We start from the raw sequence: 17,029 nt of genomic DNA, 5'->3' as shown, positions 1-17,029 counted from the left end.
ATGCGGTTCCATCCTCGCCCACTGGGCGTCCGTCAGCACGAATCGTTCCATCAAAAGCTTGAATCACGACCAAGCCAAGATGGGAATCCTGAATATCAACAAACCTTAGGCCAGGATGTTCACGGCGCGCGCGGCCACCAGCGCGATCGTCAACAGCGAGATCATCGCCTCGGCCATCATAAGCAGCTTCGCGCGCTGCGTGAGCGGCAAGGTATCGGTCGGCGAGAACGCCGTGGCATTGGTGAAGGCCAAGAAGACATAGTCGACGAAGCCCGGCAGCCAGCCCTGTATCTCGCGATCGGGGAGCGTCATTTGCGGGAACAGGAAGTCGGCCTGCGCACGCTTGACCAGGCCGCAGGTCGGCGGACCGCCGCGATCGGTGCTCCAGAACCACAGCGCAAACACAATCACATTGGTGACCCAGATGTTGAGCGCATCGACGAGCAGCGTCGTGCCGGCGCCGGCATGCCCTTCCAGCAGCGCCCGCACCAGGTAAACCAGCGACCCGCAATTCATGATGCTGATGACGCCGGTCATCACCAATGCCGTGCGGCGGATATAGAGGCGCAACTGGCCGATCGCGTACCAATGCTCGTGATCGACTGCCTTGCGCGTCGCCATTTGCGTCCAGGCCGTTGCGATCGACAGGGGCACCAGCAGCGCCGCTTCCACCGTCGGGGCGAGCCAGCGCGGACCGAAGGACAGGTTGTTGATGACCAGAAGCTGAAGGCAGATGATGACGAGAACCGCGGCGCGCGCCGACCAGAAATCGAGCCCGCGGTGATGAATGACGGCATGCTGGTGGCGCATGGAGGCACCTGTATTGCTGGAACGGCGGCGCCCCTGGGCCGGCTCCGGCAACGATCAGCCGGCGGTCCCTGCCCGAAGCGCCGGCGACGGGTTCCATAGCAATCTTGGCTTTACAATGTTGCGGCAGCATACATTTTCGTAAGCTTTTGCTATCGGACTGTTCAGCAATCCACCGGTGTGATTTTAGGCCCGCATGTCGAGAACCAGCGAATCCGTGAATGTCTGGCCTGCCGCGGCCGCGGCTGAAGACGATCTGTCTTCGATCTGGAACAGCCTGGTCCGGCACCCATGGCGATTGCTGGCGCTTTTGTGCCTGATCCAGATCGCCTGCTGGACCGTGATGCCGGCGATCGTCAATGTTGGACCGCCGCGCGACGTCGTCGAAGGTTTCCTGTGGGGTCGTGAATGGGTGCTGCTGACCTACAAGCACCCGCAGCTTCCCTGCTGGCTGCTCGAGATCAGCCATCTCCTGACCGGCTCGTTCCGCTGGCCGCAATACATGCTGTCGCAGCTGATGGTCTCGACGACTTTCGTCCTGGTCTATCTGCTCGCGCGCGACATCATGGGCCCGACCCGTGCGCTCGCCGCCGTGTTGTTGATGCCCGCGATCTATTTCTTCGGCTGGCCCACCCCGCAATTCAACCATGACTACGCGCAGATGCCTTTCTGGGCCGCGACCTCTTGGCTGCTATGGCGCGCGGCGCGTGACGGGCGGCCGGGCTGGTGGCTCGCCCTCGGCCTCGTTGCCGGCGTTGGGCTCTACGCCAAGTTCTCGACGGCTCTGCTGCTGGCCTTCGGCGGCATCTGGATTTTGTGCGACACCCGTGCCCGAAGCCGGCTCGCCACGCCATGGCCGTGGCTCGGCCTCGCGGTTTTTCTTGGCGTCGTGGCGCCGCTGGCGGTGGCGCTCGTCCGCCTCGATTTCCTGCCGCTGACCTATGCCGAGCATCGTAACGCCTGGGTGATCGCCAACCGCGCCCGGCTCTACTATATCGGCGTTCAGCTTGCCGGGCTTGCCGCTGTGCCCGTCGTTCTGGCTATTTCCGGCCTGTTGCGACGGCAGCCCAGGCCCGTGCAAGACCCCTTGCCGGCCTACCTTGCTCCCGAGCGGCGCGCGGTTGCCTACCTGGCATGGATGGGTCTAGGGCCGGCGCTCCTGATCATGGCCGCATCGCTGTTTACCGGCACCGGCGAAGCCTGGGGCGCGACGATGTACAATCTCGTCGGCGTCCTGGCGATCGCGCTTCTGGGCCGGCGGCTGGGACCAACGGAATTGCGCCGGCTGGCGGTGCTGGCGCTGCTATGCGTGGTCGGCGTGTCGAGCGCCTATGCGGCGACCCGCTGGACCAGTTGCAACATACTCGGCCGCCTGCAGCCAATGTGCTGGCCGGCGCGGTCGATTTCGCTGACGGCCGATGCAATCTGGCACGAGGCGGTATCCGCGCCGCTGGGCATTGTCGGCGGCGACGACGGCACGGCCAGGCTTGCCGGACTGGAAGCCCCGGACCAGCCTTCGATCTTCACGACCCTCGACAGGCGCCTCGCCCCGTGGATCACGGACCAGCGGCTGCGGGATCAGGGCATGCTGCTTGTATGGCCGCGCGGCTGGAAACTTTCTCCGCAACAGGAGGCCTGGACCGCCGGTCTGCCGGTCAAGACGGTGGCATTCAACTGGTCGCTCAAGGGACCGCCCCTGGAGATCAACTTTGCCGTCATTCCGCCCGGTAGAACCAGCTTCCCGGGCAATCCTCCCGGACCGCCCGATCCGGAATGAACCGACCCCGAATAGCCGGCGGTTGAAACCTACCTGCCCAAATTGAAAAGGCGCCGGCTTCGCGCCAGCGCCTCCGATAATAATCCGGCATCAGGCGCTGTTCAGGCGATGGCGGCCTGCTTGTGCTGCACCGGGTGGCTCTTCTTGAGCAGGTCCGAGACCAGGAAGGCGAGCTCGATCGCCTGATCGGCGTTGAGGCGCGGGTCGCAATGTGTGTGGTAGCGGTCCTGCAGGTCTTCCGCCGTGATGGCGCGGGCGCCGCCCGTGCATTCGGTGACGTTCTTGCCGGTCATCTCCACATGGATGCCGCCCGGATGCGTGCCTTCGGCGCGGTGCACCTCGAAAAAGGTCTGCACTTCCTTGAGGATGCGGTCGAACGGCCGCGTCTTGTAGCCCGCCGCCTCGATCGTGTTGCCGTGCATCGGATCGGACGACCACACGACGTTGCGGCCTTCCTTCTTGACCGCCCGAACCAGCTTCGGCAGGTGCTCGGCGACCTTGTCCGAGCCGAAGCGCGCGATCAGCGTCAGGCGGCCCGGTTCGTTCTCGGGATTGAGCAGGTCGATGAGTTCCATGAGACCGTCCGGCGTCAGCGACGGGCCGCATTTCAGGCCGAGCGGATTCTTGATGCCGCGGCAATATTCGATATGTGCGTGATCCGGCTGGCGGGTGCGGTCGCCGATCCAGATCATATGGCCCGAGGTCGCGTACCAGTCGCCGGAGGTCGAATCGACGCGCGTCAGCGCTTCCTCATAGCCGAGCAGCAGCGCCTCGTGGCTGGTGTAGAAATCCGTCTCGCGCAGCGCGAAATTGGTTTCCGACGTGATGCCGACCGCGCGCATGAACTCCATCGTCTCGGTGATGCGGTTGGCGAGCGCACCGTATTTCTCGCCTTGCGGACTGTCGGCGACGAAGCCGAGCATCCAGCGATGCACGTTCTCCAGGCTGGCATAGCCGCCCTGCGCGAAGGCGCGCAGAAGGTTGAGCGTCGCGGCCGACTGGCGGTAGGCCATCTCCTGCCGGGCAGGATCCGGGATGCGCGACTTGGCGTCGAACTCGATGCCGTTGATGATGTCGCCGCGATAGCTCGGCAGCGTCACGCCGGCCTTGGTCTCGTTGTCGGACGAGCGCGGCTTGGCGAACTGGCCGGCGACGCGGCCGACCTTCACCACCGGCTGCGCGCCGGCGAAGGTGAGCACCACCGACATCTGCAGGAAGACGCGGAAGAAGTCGCGTATGTTGTCGGCGCCATGCTCGGCAAAGCTCTCGGCGCAGTCGCCGCCCTGGAGCAGGAAGGCTTCGCCGGCGGCCACCGCCGCCAGCTGCTTCTTCAGCTTGCGCGCCTCGCCGGCAAAAACCAGCGGCGGGAAGGTGGCAAGCTGTGCTTCCGTGGCCTTCAGAGCGGCAAGGTCCGGATAGGCCGGGACCTGCTTGATCGGCTTTGCTCTCCACGAATTCGGCGACCATTTCGTCATCGCTGCACCCAAACGCCCTTTCGGAGCAACCCAGGGGAAAACTGTGAAATTTCCGTCGGAATTGCGTCAAAACAAACCGGCGAACGCGCTTGCCCGCCATTCCAGCCTCGATACGAGGTCGCGGCTCCTTACACGAAGCCGATTGCCTATTCTAGCCGGGTTTTTCAGCAGTGGCGAATGGTTCCACCGCCTCGCTATGCCGTGTCCGCCAGCGCGAGCAGGAATAAGCCCAGCCCCAACAACAGGCAAGATGGGCTGTAAAGCAGGCTGTCGTATCTGGCGAAACGCGTGTTCCTGACCCGCTTGAACAGCCCGAAATATCGCGACCAGCTCAATGCCCGCAGGGTGAATGCGGCCGCCCACAGGATAAGGGCCGTCTTCAGCAGCCAGTGCGGCAGCGGCAGGCGGATCAGACCGGCGAAACCAAGAAGAAGGAGCAGGACCAGCGCCAGGACCAGACCGACCGCCAGGGCGCCGACGGCCGTCTCCTTCACCGCCGGACTGCCGTCCTCGCGTTGAGGCAGTGAAACGCCGGCGCCGATGCGGCCGCCGAAGGCCCAGTAGACATGGAATCCGGCGCCAAGCATCAGCACGGCCGAACAGGCAGCGACCACCGCCGTTTCCATGCCTATCTGCCGGCGTCCTTCAGACGGCTGAGCTGGCGGCCAAGACCGCCCGTCAAATCGAGCGCGAGCATGCGAAGCAGCGCAATGGCGCTCCACAAGGGCCGTTCCGCGAAAGGTTTGTTGCTGTTGTGCTCAAGCAGGGGATGGGTGAACAACGCCGCAAGGTAGAAGACGGGAATGATGACCAGAAAGGCCCACCACGTCACGAGGAAGGATGCCGCGACGCCGGCGATCGGCGCAAAGAAGAGGCCGAGGTAATGGATAAAGCGGGTTGAAGGTTTTGAATGGCCGGCAAGGTAGCCGAGCCAGTATTCATCGAAAGTTTGCGGGTTCATAAGCAGCCCCTGCAGCGATGATTAGATTGGCCTATTGAACCTCTCAAGTACAAATACTGCAATGGTCATAATCGTCGCACGCCCCGCAAGTGCGCGCGATCTTTCGGGTGGGTTACTATTTCCTTGCGAGGTGCGCCTGCCGCTGCAACAGGCCGCAGGCCTGGCTCACGTGCCTATGCGGCCTTGTCGACGAGCCGGGCCAGTTGCGTCATCACCACCGCCGATCCCGCCAGGCGTTTTTCGGCATTCGGCCAATCGCGCATGAAGACGACGCTATGGTCGGCGCGGATCTTGGCCAGCGAGCCCTGCTCGCCGATGAACTTGACCAGCCCGACCGGATTGGGGAACTCGCGCTTGCGGAAATGGATGACGACGCCCTTGGGCCCGGCATCGAGCTTCTCGACATTGGCCTTGCGGCAGAGCGCCTTGATGAAGACGATCTTCAACAGATGCGTCACCTCTTCCGGCAGCGGCCCGAACCGGTCGATCAGTTCGGCGCCGAAGCCGTCGATCTCCTCCGTGGTTTCGAGATCGCCGAGGCGCCGGTAGAGCGCCATGCGGAGCTGCAGGTCCGGCACGTAGCTTTCCGGGATCATCACCGCGGTGCCGACCGCGATCTGCGGCGACCAGCCGCCGTCCTGCGCCTCGCCGGTATCCTTCACCTCGGCCACCGCCTCTTCCAGCATCTGCTGGTAGAGCTCGAAACCGACCTCCTTGATATGGCCCGACTGCTCTTCGCCCAAAAGATTGCCGGCGCCGCGGATGTCGAGGTCGTGGCTGGCGAGCTGGAAACCGGCGCCCAGCGTATCGAGCGACTGCAGCACCTTCAGCCGGCGCTCGGCCGTATCGGTGAGCTTGCGGTTGGCCGGCAGCGTGAACAGCGCATAGGCGCGCACCTTGGAACGGCCGACGCGGCCGCGCAGCTGGTAGAGCTGCGCCAGGCCGAACATGTCGGCGCGATGGACGATCAGCGTGTTGGCGGTCGGGATATCGAGCCCGGATTCGACGATGGTGGTCGACAAAAGCACGTCGTACTGGCCGTCGTAGAAGGCGTTCATGATGTCGTCGAGCTCGCCCGGCGGCATCTGGCCATGCGCCACCGCCACCTTCAGCTCCGGCACGGATTCCTTCAGGAAATCATGGATTTCCGAAAGGTCACTGATCCGCGACACGACATAGAAGGAGTGGCCGCCGCGATAGCGCTCGCGCAGCAGCGTCTCGCGGATGACCAGCGGATCGAAGGGCGAGATGAACGTGCGCACCGCCATGCGGTCGACCGGCGGCGTCGCGATCAGCGACAGTTCGCGCACGCCAGTCAGCGCCAGTTGCAGCGTGCGCGGGATCGGCGTCGCCGACAGCGTCAGCACATGCACGTCGGACTTGAGGTCCTTCAGCCGTTCCTTGTGCTTGACGCCAAAGTGCTGCTCCTCGTCGATGATCAGCAGGCCGAGACGCTTGAACGAGATCGAAGACCCAAGCAGCGCATGCGTGCCGACGACGATGTCGACCGTGCCCTCGGCAATGCCCTTCTTGGTTTCCGCCAATTCTTTTGGACCCACCAGGCGCGATGCCTGCGCGATGCGGATCGGCAGGCCCGAAAAGCGCTGCGAGAAGGTCTTGAAGTGCTGCCGCGACAACAGCGTCGTCGGCACCACGACCGCGACCTGGAACCCCTCCATGGCCGCGATGAAGGCGGCGCGCAACGCCACTTCCGTCTTGCCGAAGCCGACGTCGCCGCAGACCAGCCGATCCATCGGCTTGCCGGCGCCGAGATCATCCATGACGGAATCGATCGCCGTCTGTTGGTCGTCGGTCTCCTCATAGGGGAAACGCGCCGCGAACTCGCCATAAAGCCCTTCGGCCGGGATCATAGCGGGCGCTGCACGCATCTGCCGCTCGGCGGCGATGCGGATCAATTGCCCGGCCATGTCGAGCAGGCGCCGCTTCAGCCGCGCCTTGCGCGCCTGCCAGGCGCCGCCACCCAGCTTGTCGAGCGTCGCTTCGGCCGAATCGGAGCCATAGCGCGACAGAAGCTCGATATTCTCGACCGGCAAGAACAACCGGTCGTCGCCGGCATAATGGATTTCGAGGCAGTCATGCGGCGCACCGACCGCTTCGATGCTGCGCAAGCCGATGAAGCGGCCGATGCCATGGTCGGCATGGACGACGATGTCGCCCGCCGACAGCGACGAGGCCTCGGCGATGAAGTCGGAAGCCTTCTTCTTGCGCTTCGAACGCCGGATCAGCCTGTCGCCAAGGATATCCTGCTCGGCAACGACGACCATATCGTCGGTCTCGAAACCGGATTCGAGCGGCAGCACGGCAAGACCAGCCTGCCCCGGTTCCAGTTTTTCAACGTCGGCAAGCGTCGCGACCGGCTTCAGGTTGCCGAGGTGATGTTCGGCGAGGATCTGGCCAAGACGGTCGAGCGAACCTTCCGTCCAGCCGGCGACGATGACGCGGCGGCGCGCGGCGCGCTCGTCGGCAATGTGTTTTACGACGACGTCGAAGACATTGATGTTCGGGTCGGCGCGCTCCTCGGCAAAACTGCGGCCTTGCCGCGAGCCGCCGTGGAAAACCTTCTTGGCGCCGACATCCGGCGAGTCGAAGACCGTGAAGTCGATGTCTTCGCGCGGACCGAGCGAAGCCTTGAGATTGTCCGGCGACAGATAGAGCAGGTCCGGCGCCACCGGCTTGTAGGGCACGGCGTCCTTCAGCGCGCTGTCGGCCTGTTTCCGGCGCGCCTCGTAGTGGTCGAGGATCAGCGTGTGGCGCTCGGCCAGCGCCTCATGCGCCAGATGGTCGAAGACGACAGGCGCATCCGGCAGATAGTCGAACACCGTCTCCAGCCGCTCGTAGAAGAAGGGCAGCCAATGCTCCATGCCGGCGAAGCGCCGACCTTCGCTGACCGCCGCATAGAGCGCGTCGTCACGCGAGGGCGCGCCGAAAGCCTCGATATAAGAGCGGCGGAAGCGGCTGATCGTTTCGGGCGTCAGCGCCACCTCGCTCATCGCCTGCAGCGACATCGACTTGCGCTGGCCGGTGGTGCGCTGCGTCGCCACGTCGAAGACGCGGATCGATTCCAGCGTGTCGCCGAAGAAATCGAGGCGCAGCGCCTCGCTCCAGCCCGGCGCGAAAAGGTCGAGAATGCCGCCGCGCACCGCGAATTCGCCAAGGCCGCGCACCGTCGGCACGCGCTCGAAACCGGAGATCTCCAGCCGCGCGATCAGCGCGTTCATGTCGATCTGGTTGCCAGGCTTGGCATGGAAAGTCTGCGCTTGGATCAGCTCGGCCGGCGGGATGCGCTGCAACAGCGCATTGGCGGTGGTGAGGATTACGGCGCGATGCGGCTTCTTCGCCAGCGCGATCATGGCCGAAAGCGCGTCGAGCCGTCGCGCAGCGGCATCGGCGCCGGGCGAGACGCGGTCGTAAGGCAGGCAGTCCCAGGCCGGCAGCTCCAGCACCGGCAGGCCGGGCGCGGCAAAGGCGAGCGCCTCGATGATCGCCGGCAGCCGCTGGCCGTCGCGCGCGACGAACAGCACCGGCTTGTCGGGCGCGATCTCCTGCGCCGTCTGCACCAGGGCGAAGGCTTCGTAGCCGTCGGCGACGCCGTCGACGATGAACTGACCGGCGCGGCCCTTGGGCAGGCCAATGGAAGGAATGAGGCTCATGAATATGCGTTTTTCAAAATGTCATGGTCCGGCGCGACGCCAGGATCTTCCGCAGAACCGCGCAGTCGATATCGGGCGGAACCGGGCGTTCGCCGGTGACCATCGGCAGGAATTCGGTGTCGGGGATTTCGAGAAGCCTCTCATATTGGTCGATTTCATCGCCGGTCAAGGCACCGATCTCGGCGTCGGCGAAGGAACCGAGGATCAGGTCCATCTCGCGCATGCCGCGATGCCAGGAGCGGAACAGGAGCTTGCGGCGGCGGGCGTCCAGCCTCTCGCTTGATCGCTGTGTTCCGGTCATGTCGCCGCATCCCTGTCCAAAGCGGCGCATATAGCGTGGATAGAGGGCGGTGTCAGCCTTTGCGCTGCCGCCGTCGCGACATAAGCTGACACGATGCGTCCCACCATCCTCGATCCTCTGTTCGTTCCGATTACCTCGCTTGCCGGCGTCGGCCCGAAAGTCGGTCTGCTGATCGAGCGTGTGGTGCCGGCCGATCTCGGCGACCGCGCCGCGCGCGCGGCCGACCTTCTGTTCGTTCTGCCCAACACGGTGATCGATCGCCGCAACCGGCCCGGCATCGCGCTTTCGGCCGAGGGCCAGATCGTCACGCTCGAAGTGCGCGTCGACCGCCACCAGCCGCCGCCGCGCGGCAACAGGTCGGTGCCCTACCGGGTCTACGCCCATGACGACACCGGCGAGGTCGCGTTGACCTTCTTCCATGCCCATGCCGCCTATCTCGAAAAGGCAATGCCGGTCGGTGAGCATGTCGTCGTGTCCGGCCGTATGGAGTGGTTCAACGGCCGCCCGACCATGGTCCATCCAGATCATATCGCTTTGGCCAGCGAGGCCGACGGCCTGCCCTTGGTCGAGCCTGTCTATCCGCTGACCGCCGGGCTGTCGGCCAAGGTGCTTCGCCGGGCGATCGGCCAGGCGCTCGGCCGCCTGCCGGAATTGCCGGAATGGCAGGACGACGCCTTCATGCGGCGCCAGACCTTCCCCGCCTTTGGCGATTCGCTCGCCCGTGTCCACCATCCGGCGGATCCGATCGACGTCGCCGTCGAAGGCTCGGCCTGGCGGCGCCTTGCCTATGACGAATTGCTGGCCGGTCAGGTGTCGCTCGCGCTGGTGCGGGCAAAGGTGCGACGCCTTTCAGGACGGCCGCTGGTTGGCGACGGCAGCATCGTCGAGAAACTGCGCGCGGCCCTGCCCTACAAGCTCACACCCAGCCAGGAATTCGCGCTTGGCGAAATCAACGCAGATCTTGCCGATCCCGAACGCATGCTGCGCCTGCTGCAGGGCGATGTCGGCTCCGGCAAGACGGTGGTGGCCCTGCTTGCCATGGCGCGCGCGGTCGAGGCCGGCGGCCAGGCGGCGCTGATGGCGCCGACCGAAATCCTGGCGCGCCAGCATCTGGCGACCATCGCGCCGCTTGCGGAGAAAGTCGGCCTGCAAATCGCCATCCTGACCGGGCGCGAGAAGGGGCGCGAACGCACCGAGACGCTCGAAGGCCTTGCCAGCGGCGCGGTCGACATCGTCGTCGGCACGCATGCGCTGTTCCAGGAAAGCGTGACGTTCCATGATCTCGTGCTGGCCGTCGTCGACGAGCAGCACCGCTTCGGCGTCCACCAGCGGCTGGCCATCACCGCCAAGGGCGACGCGCCCGACATGCTGGTGATGACGGCCACACCCATCCCGCGCACGCTTGTGTTGACCGCCTTCGGCGACATGGACGTCTCGAAGCTGACCGAGAAGCCGGCCGGCCGGCAGCCGATCCGCACCGTGACCTTGCCGATGGAGCGGCTGGACGAACTGGTCGGACGCATGCGCGATGCGGTCGCCGAGGGGCAAAAAATCTACTGGATCTGCCCGCTGGTCGAGGAATCCGAAGAAATCAAGCTGATGTCGGCCGAGGACCGTTTCGCTTCGCTGAAACCACTCTTCGGCGACCGGATCGGCCTGGTGCACGGCCGCATGAAGGGTGCGGAGAAAGATGAGGCGATGCGCGCCTTCAAGCAGGGCGAAACGCGCATCCTGATCGCCACCACCGTCATCGAGGTCGGCGTCGACGTGCCTGACGCGACCATCATGGTCATCGAGCATGCCGAACGCTTCGGCCTTGCCCAATTGCACCAGTTGCGCGGCCGGGTCGGGCGCGGCGACAAGCCGTCCTCCTGCGTGCTGCTCTACAAGGAGCCGCTCGGCGAGACGGCCAAACGCCGGCTTTCGGTCATGCGCGAGACCGAGGACGGCTTCAAGATCGCCGAGGAAGACCTGAAACTGCGCGGCGAAGGCGAATTGCTGGGCACGAGGCAGTCCGGCACGCCCGGCTTCCAGGTGGCGCGGATCGAATTCCATGCCGACCTGCTGGAAGCGGCACGGGACGACGCGCGGCTGATCCTGTCGCGCGACCCGGAATTGCAGTCCGAGCGCGGCGAGGCGCTGCGCTTGCTGCTTTACCTGTTCGGCCGCGACGAGGCGGTGCGGCTGCTGCGCGCCGGCTGAGCGCCGAGCGGCGGATTGGCGAGCGGTCCTTCGACCGGTTCGCCATTCAGCGTCACCAGCTTGGCCTTGACCTCCGGCGCCACCATGCCGGCCGAGACGATCAGCTTGGCTCCGTCTTCGATCGACATGTCGAGCGGCACGATCTCCGATTTGTGCACATACATCAGGAAGCCGGTGGTCGGATTGGGCGTGCAAGGCATGAACACCGCGATCAGCGGATCGCCTTCCTGGTCGAGCTTCTGGTTGATCTCGGTCTCCTTCTCGCTGGCGACGAAGACCAGCGACCACACGCCCTTGCGCGGATATTCGACGAGGCCCACCTGGCGGAACATGTCACCCTTGTTCGACAGCACCGTCTCGAAGATCTGCTTCAGCGAGCCGTAGATGCCCCTCACCAGCGGCATGCGGCCAAGCAGCCTTTCGCCGAAATTGACAATGGCGCGGCCGACGATATTCGCCGTCAGGAAACCGATCAGCGTGATCAGCGCCAGCGCCACGATCAGCCCGAAGCCCGGAACCGGGAACGGCAGATAGGTGTCGGGATTGTAGCGGACCGGAATGTAGGGCTTCACCCAGGAATCGACCCAACCGATCAGCGACCAGGCGATGTAGGCCGTGATCGCCAGCGGCGCGCAGACCACGAAGCCGGTCAGGAAATAGTTCCTCAGCCGGGTCATGCCAGAGGTCTTCAGGGCGTCGGACATGGGTTCACCGCGGCGCAGGTTGCAACGCTGAGATTAGTGAACCGCGAGCCGCTTTGGAACTGCGAAGTTTTTAAAGAGCGCTGGTCACGCCGCTGTATCCAGCGGCACGATCTTCTCGAGTTCCGATGCTATTTTGCTCGCTTCGATCTCCAGCTCGTAGGCCTTCTGGAAGTTCATCCAGAACTCGGGCGTGGTGTTGAAGAACCTGGCGAGGCGAAGCGCCGTATCCGGAGTAAGACCGACCTCCTCCTTGACGATGCGCTCGATCCGGGTGCGCGGAAGATTAAGCTTCTTCGCAAGCACGCCGGCACTCATGCCGAGCGGCACCAGATACTCCTCGCGCAGGAATTCTCCGGGGTGGATGGGGCGTGCAAACTTGAGCATAACCCAGTATCTCAAAGGTTAGGCGGGCGGCCCTCCTCGCGACATGTACCATGCTATGATACAGAGCCAAGATCACAGCTATTTACGTTCCAAACGGAAGCTGCTTCCGTTCACGATTAGCCGAAACATCCTTTCCTTCGTCATCCACGGGCGGAGCAAGGAGCGAAGCGACGCGCGTAGACCCGAGGATCCATTCCGTGACGTTTGCGGCGGATCAAATCATTGCAGAATTAGGCGCTACCATCCCGTGCCGCGGAAAAGCTCGAACCACTCTGGATTAGCCTTCTCGATTAGTTCGATCTTCCATTGGCGCGGCCAGCGTTTCAGCGACGTCTCGCGTTGGATGGCGTCTCGGATGTCGAAATATTCCTCCTACCAGACCAGGCGTTGCACACCATAGCGCCCGGTAAAGCGCGAGCCTTCGCCGGATCTGTGCTCCGGCATCCGACGGCTAAGATCGTTTATGACCCCGATGTAGATGGTGCCGCGCTTCTTGCTCGCAGTCATATAAACATAACCCGTCATGCATGAAGGATAACGGATGGATGATCAAGCGACCATTCTGATGGGTTGCATTCTTTGGCTTGCGTCACGGAATGGATCCTCGGGTCTGCGCAGGAGCTTCGCTCCTGCTCCGCCCGTGGATGACGAAGTGGGGCCGTTGGCGTCATCCGCAACTTGCAACGGTAGCGAAACCTACTCCACCGTCACCGACTTCGCCAGATTGCGCGGCTGGTCGACGTCGGTACCCATGAAGACGGCGGTGAAATAGGCCAGCATCTGGATCGGCAGGGCGTAGATGATCGGCGAGATGATCTCCGGCACCTCGGGCAGGATGATCGTCTCCATCGTCTTGATGCCTGCATGCGCGGCGCCCTTCGCGTCCGTGATCAGGATGATCTTGCCGCCGCGCGCCGCCACTTCCTGCATGTTCGAGACCGTCTTTTCGAAGATGCGGTCATGCGGCGCGATGACGATTACCGGCATGTTCTCGTCGATCAGCGCGATCGGCCCATGCTTCAGTTCGCCGCCGGCATAGCCTTCGGCGTGGATGTAGGAAATCTCCTTGAGCTTCAGCGCGCCTTCCATCGCCAGCGGGAAATTGGTGTCGCGGCCGAGATAGAGCACGTCCTTGTAGCGCGAGAGCTCGCGCGAGATCCGCTCGATCTGCTCGTCGAGCTTCAGCACCTGGGTGGCGAAGCGCGGCGCCTCGGAAAGCTCGCGCACCAGCCGCTTTTCCTCGTCGCGCGAGATCGTGCCGCGCGCCACGCCGGCGCGGACCGCGAGCGCAGCCAAAACGGATAGCTGGCAGGTGAAAGCCTTGGTCGAGGCGACGCCGATTTCCGGTCCGGCAAGTGTCGGCAGCACGACGTCGGATTCACGCGCCATGGTCGATTCGCGCACATTGACCACGGCGCCGATCTTCATGCCGGCCTGGCGGCAATAGCGCAGCGAGGCCAGCGTGTCGGCCGTCTCACCCGACTGCGAGATGAAGAAGGCCGCGTCGTTGGCCGACAGCGGCATCTCGCGATAGCGGAATTCCGAGGCGACATCGATATCGATCGGCAGCCGCGCATAGCGCTCGAACCAGTATTTCGAGATCAGCCCGGCGAGATAGGCGGTGCCGCAGGCCGAGAGCGCCAGCCGGCCGATTTTGGCGAAGTCGAACGGTAGGTCGAGCGGCTTCGACACGCCCGAGACGAAATCCACGTAATGCGCCAGCGTGTGCGAGATCACCTCCGGCTGCTCATGGATTTCCTTTTCCATGAAATGCCGGCGGTTTCCCTTGTCGACCATGAAGCTGGTCGACAGCGATTGCTGGCGCTTGCGGTCGACCTTGTTGCCGTCGATGTCGTAGATCGCAACGCTTTCGCGGCGCACCACCGCCCAGTCGCCGTCCTCGAGATAGGTGATCGAGTTGGTGAAGGGCGCCAGCGCGATCGCGTCCGAGCCCAAAAACATCTCGCCATCGCCATGGCCGACGGCCAGAGGCGGACCATTGCGGGCGCCGACGATCAGGTCCTCGTCGCCCTTGAACATGATCGCCAGCGCGAAAGCGCCGGAGAGCCGCTTCAGCGCCGCATACGCGGCTTCCACGGGCTTCAGCCCCTTGGCGAGCTCGCGCGCCACCAGATGCGCGACGACCTCCGTGTCGGTCTGCGAGGCGAAGCTGTAGCCGTCGCGGGTGAGCTCGTCGCGCAGCTCGGCGAAATTCTCGATGATGCCGTTGTGGACGATGGCGACGCCTTCGGAAAAATGCGGATGCGCGTTGGTCTCGTTGGGCACGCCATGCGTCGCCCAGCGCGTGTGGCCGATGCCGATCGTGCCGTCGAGCGGTTCGTCCTTCAGCCGGCGTTCGAGGTTGATCAGTTTGCCTTCGGCGCGGCGGCGGCCGAGCTCGCCCTTCTCGATGGTGGCGACACCGGCCGAGTCGTAGCCGCGATATTCAAGCCGCTTCAGCGCATCGACGATGAGCGGCGCGACTTGGCTTCGGCCGACGATTCCAACGATACCGCACATGCGATAGCCCCCGATTCCGAGCGGAAAACCCGGCGTTATCTAGGGACTGCCGGCTTGCCGCGAAAGTCACTTTGCGTTTCGTTCCGTGTCAGCGGAACGGTTCTTTGCCAGTGCACAATGCCAGACTGCGCTTGCAATCCGGTTACCTGAACCGCTCGGGTTTTCAGGGCCCTGGTTTCCACTCGTTCATATCTGACCGAGTTGCAACCGCCTCCGCAAGGAAGCGCTGAAAATCATTCCGCCGCCTTCTTCCTCGCCGCGGCGGCCGAGGCGAAGCGCTCGCGCAGCTCCTTGCCCTTCCCGGGGATCGTCTTTTGGCGGGCGCGGCCGAAGGCCAGCGCGTCGTCCGGCACGCTCTCGGTGATCACGCTGCCGGAGGCGATATAGCCGCCCTTGCCGATCGTGACAGGCGCCACCAGCGAGGAATTCGAGCCGACAAAGGCCCCCTCGCCGATGTCGGTGAAGAATTTCGAGTAGCCGTCATAATTGCAGGTGATGGTGCCCGCGCCGATATTGGCCGCGGCACCCACGCGCGCGTCGCCGATATAGGTCAGGTGGTTGACCTTGGCGCCCTCCTCTATCGTCGCCTGCTTGACCTCGCAGAAATTACCGACTTTTGCCTTGTTTCGAAGATCGGCGCCGGGCCTGAGCCGCGCAAACGGCCCGACATCGCAGTTCGAGGCGATCGTCGCGCCCTCGATATGGCTGAAAGCATGGATCTTGGCGCCCGACGCGATCCTGACGCCCGGGCCGAACCAGACATTCGGCTCGACGATCGTGTCGGCGCCGATTTCGGTATCGTGCGAGAAATAGACAGTTTCGGGCGCGATCAGCGTCACGCCGGACAGCATGGCCTCGCGCCGCCGGCGCGCCTGCCAGATCGATTCCGCCTCGGCAAGCTCGGCCCGGTTGTTGATGCCGAGCGCGCTTTCGAACCCCGCTTCCGTCGCCACCACATCGAGGCCTTCCGCGCCGGCGATCTCGACGATGTCGGTGAGGTAGAACTCGCCCTTGGCATTCTTGTTGCCGACCTTGTCGAGCAGCCGCACCGCATGCTTGCCCGCCACCGCCATCATGCCGGCATTGCAGAAGCCGATCTTCTTTTCCGCCTCGGAACAGTCCTTCTCCTCGCGGATGGCGACGAGCTTGCCACCCTTTTCGATCAAACGGCCGTAGCCGGTCGGGCTTGGCGGGCGAAAGCCGATGACGGCGACGGCAGCGCCCTCCGCCAACTTCTGCCGCGCAGCCGCCAGCGCCTGCGCATCGATCAACGGCGTGTCGCCGAACATGACGAGAATATCGTCATAACCCTTTGATATCGCTTCGCGAGCAGCAAGCACCGCGTGCGCGGTGCCGAGCCGCTTCTCTTGCACGAAAGTCTCAGCCTTTGGCGCGAATTTCTGTGCCGCCTTGCGCATCTCGTCGGCGCCGTGGCCGATCACCAGCGCCACGCCGGTCGCGCCAGCTCCTTCGGCGGCCCTCACCACGTGAGCCACCATCGGCAGCCCTGCAATCGCATGCAGCACCTTGGGCGTAGCGCTTTTCATGCGGGTACCTTCGCCGGCGGCGAGGATGACGGACAGGCAGGATCTCTGGCTCATGTAGGGGCAACCGTATGAAAAGGTTTGGAATCAAGGCACATTTAGCATTGGCGCTATGCTGCACCAATGCGGTTAAATTCCGGTGAGATGGTGGAGCGGCTGACTCTTAATCAGCTGGTCCACGACCAAATCCGACGGGCAGAGCTTACAACAGCCCGTGCTTGTTGAATTCCGCCTGCTCGTCGCCGGCGATCCAGCCAAACACCTTCAGGCTGCCTTCGCGCCTTTCGACGAGATAATCGACTTCGAAATCGATGGTCACGAGCCTTTTGTCCTTGCGTTCGTATTCGCCCGACCACTCTACCTTGGCCACGCAACGGTCCTGATCGATGGCCGTCACCGAGACATCCTTGCAGGTCATCGTCTTGCTGCCCATCGCCCGATAGGCTTCAAAACCCTTCCTCATCGTATCTTGAAATTTCTTGCCGTTCTCGCCGACCATGACGCCAGCCGGGGTGACCGAGACAAATCCAGTCGAATACATCGCTCCAAAATCGTCCATGTCGACATTGCCGGCGATCGCGTCGTTGTAGACCTTCTCGTAGGTCTTGAAGAACTTTTGCACGTCCGCCTTGGCTACCATTATCGCCTCGCTATCGGTGTTGTGCTTGCGATTCGGCAACGTC

The 17,029-nt window shown here is 63.8% G+C and carries 13 protein-coding genes and 1 pseudogene; 2 read left to right on the top strand and 12 right to left on the bottom strand.

Annotation, left to right across the window (positions count from 1 at the left end; translation table 11 throughout):
* Positions 1–105: 105 nt before the first annotated feature.
* Positions 106–810, bottom strand: coding sequence for a hypothetical protein (locus tag FJW07_RS23295; RefSeq protein ID WP_140646158.1), 705 nt, complete (start codon positions 808–810; stop codon positions 106–108).
* 193 nt (positions 811–1,003) lie between these two features.
* On the opposite strand from FJW07_RS23295, the gene FJW07_RS23290 reads away from it, so the two are divergent.
* Positions 1,004–2,584 carry a glycosyltransferase family 39 protein gene (locus FJW07_RS23290; protein ID WP_140858916.1) on the top strand — a complete coding sequence of 527 codons (1,581 nt, stop codon included), beginning with the start codon at positions 1,004–1,006 and terminating at the stop codon, positions 2,582–2,584.
* A 101-nt stretch (positions 2,585–2,685) separates the two neighbouring features.
* Here FJW07_RS23290 and FJW07_RS23285 read toward each other — a convergent pair whose 3' ends face one another.
* From FJW07_RS23285 to FJW07_RS23265, 5 genes are all read right to left on the bottom strand, one after another.
* Positions 2,686–4,059, bottom strand: a complete 1,374-nt coding sequence (locus FJW07_RS23285; protein WP_140651152.1) for a 3-deoxy-7-phosphoheptulonate synthase class II — start codon at positions 4,057–4,059, stop codon at positions 2,686–2,688.
* 194 nt (positions 4,060–4,253) lie between these two features.
* Positions 4,254–4,685 carry a DUF3995 domain-containing protein gene (locus FJW07_RS23280; RefSeq protein WP_140858915.1) on the bottom strand — a complete coding sequence of 144 codons (432 nt, stop codon included), beginning with the start codon at positions 4,683–4,685 and terminating at the stop codon, positions 4,254–4,256.
* Between the two features lie 2 nt (positions 4,686–4,687).
* A complete protein-coding gene (locus FJW07_RS23275; RefSeq protein WP_140651155.1) occupies positions 4,688–5,020 on the bottom strand; it encodes an Mpo1-like protein in 333 nt (110 codons plus the stop codon).
* A gap of 173 nt (positions 5,021–5,193) precedes the next feature.
* Positions 5,194–8,691, bottom strand: a complete 3,498-nt coding sequence (gene mfd / locus FJW07_RS23270) for a transcription-repair coupling factor (protein WP_140858914.1) — start codon at positions 8,689–8,691, stop codon at positions 5,194–5,196.
* 13 nt (positions 8,692–8,704) lie between these two features.
* Positions 8,705–8,992, bottom strand: a complete 288-nt coding sequence (locus FJW07_RS23265; RefSeq protein ID WP_140858913.1) for a succinate dehydrogenase assembly factor 2 — start codon at positions 8,990–8,992, stop codon at positions 8,705–8,707.
* A 93-nt stretch (positions 8,993–9,085) separates the two neighbouring features.
* On the opposite strand from FJW07_RS23265, the gene recG reads away from it, so the two are divergent.
* Positions 9,086–11,194, top strand: a complete 2,109-nt coding sequence (gene recG, locus FJW07_RS23260) for an ATP-dependent DNA helicase RecG (protein ID WP_140858912.1) — start codon at positions 9,086–9,088, stop codon at positions 11,192–11,194.
* Here the strand turns inward: recG and FJW07_RS23255 are convergent.
* The 6 genes and pseudogenes from FJW07_RS23255 to FJW07_RS23230 form a co-directional block, all read right to left on the bottom strand.
* On the bottom strand, positions 11,146–11,898 hold the full coding sequence (locus FJW07_RS23255) for a DUF502 domain-containing protein (RefSeq protein ID WP_140858911.1): 753 nt from the start codon (positions 11,896–11,898) through the stop codon (positions 11,146–11,148). The two genes, recG and FJW07_RS23255, sit on opposite strands and share 49 nt — an antisense overlap.
* Before the next feature lie 84 nt (positions 11,899–11,982).
* Positions 11,983–12,282 (bottom strand): HigA family addiction module antitoxin, encoded by a 300-nt coding sequence (locus FJW07_RS23250; protein ID WP_140627430.1) that lies wholly within the window; start codon positions 12,280–12,282, stop codon positions 11,983–11,985.
* Positions 12,283–12,519: 237 nt separating this feature from the next.
* Positions 12,520–12,807, bottom strand: a pseudogene (locus FJW07_RS23245) (GIY-YIG nuclease family protein).
* Positions 12,808–12,978: 171 nt separating this feature from the next.
* The gene (glmS, locus tag FJW07_RS23240) at positions 12,979–14,802 is read right to left on the bottom strand and encodes a glutamine--fructose-6-phosphate transaminase (isomerizing) (protein WP_140651162.1); all 1,824 of its coding nucleotides are present in this window, start codon (positions 14,800–14,802) and stop codon (positions 12,979–12,981) included.
* A 233-nt stretch (positions 14,803–15,035) separates the two neighbouring features.
* The gene (gene glmU, locus FJW07_RS23235; RefSeq protein ID WP_140651164.1) at positions 15,036–16,403 is read right to left on the bottom strand and encodes a bifunctional UDP-N-acetylglucosamine diphosphorylase/glucosamine-1-phosphate N-acetyltransferase GlmU; all 1,368 of its coding nucleotides are present in this window, start codon (positions 16,401–16,403) and stop codon (positions 15,036–15,038) included.
* 145 nt (positions 16,404–16,548) lie between these two features.
* On the bottom strand, positions 16,549–16,986 hold the full coding sequence (locus FJW07_RS23230; protein ID WP_140646170.1) for a nuclear transport factor 2 family protein: 438 nt from the start codon (positions 16,984–16,986) through the stop codon (positions 16,549–16,551).
* Between the last annotated feature and the right edge of the window lie 43 nt (positions 16,987–17,029).

It is taken from the genome of Mesorhizobium sp. B3-1-9, from assembly GCF_006439595.1.
Classification (GTDB): Bacteria; Pseudomonadota; Alphaproteobacteria; order Rhizobiales; family Rhizobiaceae; genus Mesorhizobium.
Note: the sequence above shows the minus strand (reverse complement) of the source record. Positions and strands in the feature narration are given on the sequence as shown.